This window comes from Haloarcula sp. Atlit-47R (assembly GCF_003665985.1).
Classification (GTDB): Archaea; Halobacteriota; Halobacteria; order Halobacteriales; family Haloarculaceae; genus Haloarcula; species Haloarcula taiwanensis.
In genome coordinates this window covers 1-538 of sequence record NZ_QPLQ01000038.1, presented here as the reverse complement: position 1 = coordinate 538, position 538 = coordinate 1, and the positions used below count along the sequence as shown (strand labels likewise).

Annotated in this window: 1 protein-coding gene; it reads right to left on the bottom strand. The window is 57.1% G+C overall.

What is annotated here, in order from left to right; translation table 11 throughout:
* On the bottom strand, positions 1 to 538 hold a 538-nt coding region (locus tag DVK00_RS21495), incomplete at both ends, for a hypothetical protein (RefSeq protein ID WP_158598838.1).

Genomic DNA, 538 nt, shown 5'->3' with positions numbered 1-538 from the left:
AGCGAATCTCGACGCCACGCAAGTAGGACAATCGCGACGGTACAAATCCCGCATGGATGCGTGTCCGGCCAGTTGGGATCTCCCCGTCGGTCACGACTGTCGTGTCATACTCCCAGGTCGTCACGGACTCATCCGCGGGCCCAGACGCAATCACGTCTCCATCAACAACTAACTGGAGTTCATCATCCCGCGGTGGATACCCCGTTTCCGGAGCCCCATCAGCAAGCGCTTCCCGATCGTGACGCAGATACCACGTCGAAGAGGTTTCATCGGTGCCGGCTGGAAGCAACGGCTGTCCGCCATCCGCAAGCGTCAGCGCCTCTGAATACGTATATAGTTGAGCCCCCTCCGGGGTATTTTTCTTAACCGGATGCCGGAGGATCTTCACGAGTCGCTGTGCTTTGCGTTTGTTTTCCGCGACAAAGATCAGATTGAGGTTTTCGTTGAACGCGCGGCCAGCGTTTGTCAAGACGTTTGCCGGTCGACTCGTTCCGGCGACTTCAACTTCGATGACGTGCGTGATTTCGTCTTTCCGGAC